The following is a 4,036-nucleotide window of genomic DNA, read 5'->3' as shown; positions in this document are numbered from 1 at the left end:
TCGCTGACCGTATCGCCGGGGGAGACGCTGGCAGTGGTCGGCCCGTCGGGCGCGGGCAAATCGACCTTGTTCCAGCTGATCCAGCATTTCTACCAACCCGCCGCCGGGCGCGTGATGGTGGACGGTGTCGACCTGCGCGATGCCGATCCGGCGGCGGTGCGCGCGCGGATCGCGATGGTGCCGCAGGAAACCGTCATCTTCGGCACCAGCGCGCGCGACAATCTGCGCTACGGCCGCTGGGATGCCGATGATGCGGCGATCTGGGCCGCGGCGGAGGCGGCCAATGCCGCCGATTTCCTGCGCGCGCTGCCCGACGGGCTGGATACCTTCCTGGGCGAGGGCGGCGCGCGGCTGTCGGGCGGGCAGCGCCAGCGCGTGGCGATCGCGCGCGCGCTGCTGCGCGATGCGCCGATCCTGCTGCTGGACGAGGCGACCAGCGCGCTGGACGCCGAAAGCGAGCGGCTGGTGCAGGATGCGCTGGAGCGGCTGATGGCCGGGCGCACCACGATCGTCATCGCGCATCGCCTCGCTACCGTCCGCGCGGCGCAGCGGATCGCGGTGCTGGACGCCGGCCGGATCGTGGAGGAAGGCACGCACGCCGCGCTGATCCAGCAGGGCGGCCTGTATGCGCGGCTCGCCAGCCTGCAATTCAGCGAAGCGGCCTGACGGGGCCGCCGTCGCGCTTGCCTCCCCGCCGCCGGTCCCGCACAATCGCGCGAAAGCGGGAATCGGGACAGGGATTATGGCCAGCGAATTCGACGTCATCGTCTATGGCGCGTCGGGCTTCACCGGGCGGCTGGTGGCCGAATATCTGGCGCTCACCTACCCCAGCGGCCTCACCTGGGCAATGGCGGGCCGCTCGCTGACCAAGCTGCAGGAAGTGCGCGACGAAATGGGCGTGTCCGCCGACATCCCGCTCCTCACCGCCAATGCCGACGATCCCGCCTCGCTGCGCGCGATGTGCGAACGTACGCGGGTCGTCATCACTACCGTCGGCCCGTACCAGCTGTACGGCAGCGATCTGGTGGCGGCGTGCGCGGCGACCGGCACCGCCTATGTCGACCTATGCGGCGAGCCGGGGTGGATGCGCGAGATGATCGACCGCCACGATGCGGAAGCGAAGCGCACCGGCGCGCGGATCGTCTTTTCGTGCGGGTTCGATTCGATCCCCTTCGACCTGGGCGTGCTGACGCTGCAGGAAGCGGCGAAGGAACGGTTCGGCCAGCCGGTGCCGCGCGTGAAGGCGCGCGTGCGCCAGATGAAGGGCGGCTTTTCCGGCGGCACCAGCGCCAGCCTGAAGGCGACGCTGGCGGCGATCGCGCGCAAGCCGTCGCTGGCGATGCTGCTGACCGATCCGTTCGCGCTGGCGCCCGGCCACGCCGGCCCCGCGCAGCCGGCCGGGCTGCTGCCCGAATACGACCCGACGATCGCCGCCTGGGTCGCGCCGTTCATCATGGCGCCGATCAATACCAAGAACGTCCACCGCACCAACTTCCTGCTGGGGCAGCCGTGGGGCGATCTGGTCTATGACGAGATGGTCGTCGCCGGGCTGGGCGACATGGGCAAGGCCGCAGCCGAGGCGCTGGCGAAGATCAACCCGCTGGCCGGCGACAAGGGGCCGAAACCCGGCGAAGGCCCGTCGAAGGAGGAACGCGACGCGGGCCATTTCGACATCCTGTTCGCCGGGCTGATGCCCGACAATACGCGCATCGACGCGGTCGTCACCGGCGACAAGGACCCCGGCTACGGCTGCACATCGAAGATGCTCGCCGAAAGCGCGCTGTGCCTGATCCGCGACGTCGAGGGCGCGGGCGGCATCTGGACCCCCGGCGCCCTGATGGGCGCGAAGCTGCGCGAACGGCTGATCGCCAACGCGGGGATGACCTTCACGGCGGGTTGAGGCCCCGCAGGTTGAGGACGCCTCAACTGGGGTGCGCCTCCACCTCCGCCAGCGCGCCAGCGTCGTCGGCACGCGCCGCTCGTTGCGCGACATAGCGTTCGGCAGTGCCGACCGCCCAGCCGGCCAACCGTTCCGACAGCCATCCGATCGCCGCGCCCGCGGCGACGTCGGTCAGATAATGCGCGCCGCGCGTCACCTGCAACGCACCCGCCGCCCCCGCCGCCAGCCGCGCGGGGGTAGCGACGCCGGGCGCCTCGTGCGCGGCGGCCTGCGCCACCGCCACCGCCCCGGCGGCATGGCCGGAGGGAAAGGCGTTGCGCGCGGTATCGGCGGTGCCATGCCCCTTGCGCAGCGTGGCGCCGCCCTTTGCCGCGGCGGTCGGGCGGGCGCGATCGACCCCCGCCTTCAGCGCGGTCTTGATGCCGGTGGCGAGCAGGTGGCTGGCCACCATCCGCGCCCCGCTGCGCGCCATCGTGCGCCGGCGCAGCACCGTGCCCAGCGCGAAAGTGCCGATGCCCAGCGCCAGCAGCTGCGGCTCGTCCGCCGCCTTGGCCGCGGGCGACAGCATGCGGATCAACGGCGTGCTCGCCAGTGCCAGCAACGGCCGCTCCGCGCGATGCTCCGCCGTCGCCAGCCGCTGCGCCTTCTTCTTCGCCTTGCCGCCCATCACTGCCTGCCTTCCATCATCTCGCCGCGCACCTGCCCGTGCGCCAGCAGCGCGAACAGCCCCGCGCCGCCCACCAGATTGCCCGCCACCGCCGGCGCGATCAGCAGCCCCAGTGCGCGGGCGACGCCGACCTGCCCGTCCCACAACAACAGGAACGCCTCCGCCGACCCGACCACCGAATGGCTCAACCCGGCCACGCCCACGGTGAAGGTGATCGCATAGATCACGAAGAACGCCTGTTCGCGCGCGTTCGGCAGCACCCATGCGACGCTCGCGATCAGGAAGCCCGCCGGGATCGCGGTCAGGAACGTCGCCCAGCCGTCATGCGCCAGCACCCGCGTCGATACCGCCACCATCGCATCGCGCAGGCCCGCATCGACCAGCCCGGCCTGCGACAGCGCCAGCGTCGCGGTCGCCGTGCCCGCCAGATTGGCGACCAGCACCAGCGCCCACAGCCGCACGGTCCGGCGCAGCGCCCGCAGCGACGGGCGCGCCATCAGCGGCAGCATTGCGGTCACCGTGCTTTCGGTAAAGAACTGCATCCGCCCCAGGATCACGATCACGAAGCCGATCGGATAGCCCAATGTCACCAGCAGCGTCTTGGCCGCGCCATCGGGCACCGCCACGTGCAACGCCCCCTCCGCCAGCAGCGAGGCGTTGATCGCGAAGCCGGCCGCGAACGCCGACCACAGCAGCGACGCGGCCGGGCGTACCAGCTGTTCCTCGCCCTCCTCGCGCACGGCGCGGTGGACATCGCGCGCGTCCGCCGCCTTCAGTTCGTCGACATCGGCGGCGGGTGTATCGCTTTCCATCGCGTGCCGAACGGGCGGCCGCGCGCGGCGTTCCGTTTCGGGCCTGACCGCGTTAGGGGGCGCTGCATGAACGATCCGATCACGATCCGCCGCCTGTACGGCCGGCGTCAGGGCCATGCGTTGCGCGCCGGGCAGGCCGCGCTGGTCGAGGAGCTGCTGCCGCGCATCGCGGTTCCCGACAACGGCCCGCTGACCGCCGAGCGGCTGTTCGGCGACGCGCGCCCGCTCCACGTCGAAATCGGCTTCGGCGCGGGCGAACATCTCGCCGGTCAGGCCGCCGCCGCGCCCGGCGCCGGCTTCATCGGGTGCGAACCGTTCCTGAACGGCGTCGTCGGCGCGCTGGGCCATGTGCGCGACGGCGCGCTGGACAATGTCCGCATCCATATGGGCGACGCGCTGGAGGTGGTGGAGCGGCTGCCCGACGCCTCGCTCGACCGCGTCTACCTGCTGCACCCCGACCCCTGGCCCAAGGCGCGCCATGCCAAGCGGCGGATGATGAACCACGGCCCGCTCGACCTGATCGCCGCCAAGCTGAAACCGGGCGCGGAATTCCGGCTGGGCACCGACGATCCCACCTATTGCCGCTGGTCGATGATGGTGATGAACCAGCACCGCGACTTCGTGTGGACCGCCGCCACCCCCGCCGACTTCCTTACC

5 protein-coding genes are annotated in these 4,036 nt (G+C 71.7%); 3 read left to right on the top strand and 2 right to left on the bottom strand.

Going from position 1 to position 4,036, the window contains the following annotated elements; all coding sequences use genetic code 11:
* Together AX685_RS15000 and AX685_RS14995 are read left to right on the top strand one after the other, a co-directional pair.
* Positions 1–666 (top strand): ABC transporter ATP-binding protein (locus AX685_RS15000; protein ID WP_156445840.1); only part of this gene is annotated, 666 nt, incomplete at its 5' end.
* 76 nt (positions 667–742) lie between these two features.
* Complete coding sequence (locus tag AX685_RS14995) at positions 743–1,900, top strand: saccharopine dehydrogenase family protein (RefSeq protein WP_066490100.1); 1,158 nt, start codon at positions 743–745, stop codon at positions 1,898–1,900.
* A gap of 22 nt (positions 1,901–1,922) precedes the next feature.
* Here the strand turns inward: AX685_RS14995 and AX685_RS14990 are convergent, their stop codons facing one another.
* Complete coding sequence (locus AX685_RS14990) at positions 1,923–2,567, bottom strand: phosphatase PAP2 family protein (protein ID WP_066490098.1); 645 nt, start codon at positions 2,565–2,567, stop codon at positions 1,923–1,925.
* A complete protein-coding gene (locus AX685_RS14985; protein WP_066490104.1) occupies positions 2,567–3,379 on the bottom strand; it encodes a formate/nitrite transporter family protein in 813 nt (270 codons plus the stop codon). Before AX685_RS14985 ends, AX685_RS14990 begins: the two co-directional genes overlap by 1 nt.
* A 66-nt stretch (positions 3,380–3,445) precedes the next feature.
* Between AX685_RS14985 and AX685_RS14980 the strand changes: the two genes are divergently transcribed.
* Positions 3,446–4,036 (top strand): tRNA (guanine(46)-N(7))-methyltransferase TrmB (locus AX685_RS14980; protein WP_066490101.1); only part of this gene is annotated, 591 nt, incomplete at its 3' end.

The sequence above is a fragment of the Sphingomonas sp. CCH9-F2 genome (assembly GCF_001556735.1).
GTDB lineage: Bacteria > Pseudomonadota > Alphaproteobacteria > Sphingomonadales > Sphingomonadaceae > Sphingomonas > Sphingomonas ginsenosidimutans.
Note: the sequence above shows the minus strand (reverse complement) of the source record. Positions and strands in the feature narration are given on the sequence as shown.

Coding starts and splice junctions, on each gene's coding strand:
- AX685_RS14995 (WP_066490100.1), top strand. CDS start 743: ATGGCCAGCGAATTCGACGTCATCGTCTATGGCGCGTCGGGCTTCACC.
- AX685_RS14990 (WP_066490098.1), bottom strand. CDS start 2,567: ATGGGCGGCAAGGCGAAGAAGAAGGCGCAGCGGCTGGCGACGGCGGAG.
- AX685_RS14985 (WP_066490104.1), bottom strand. CDS start 3,379: ATGGAAAGCGATACACCCGCCGCCGATGTCGACGAACTGAAGGCGGCG.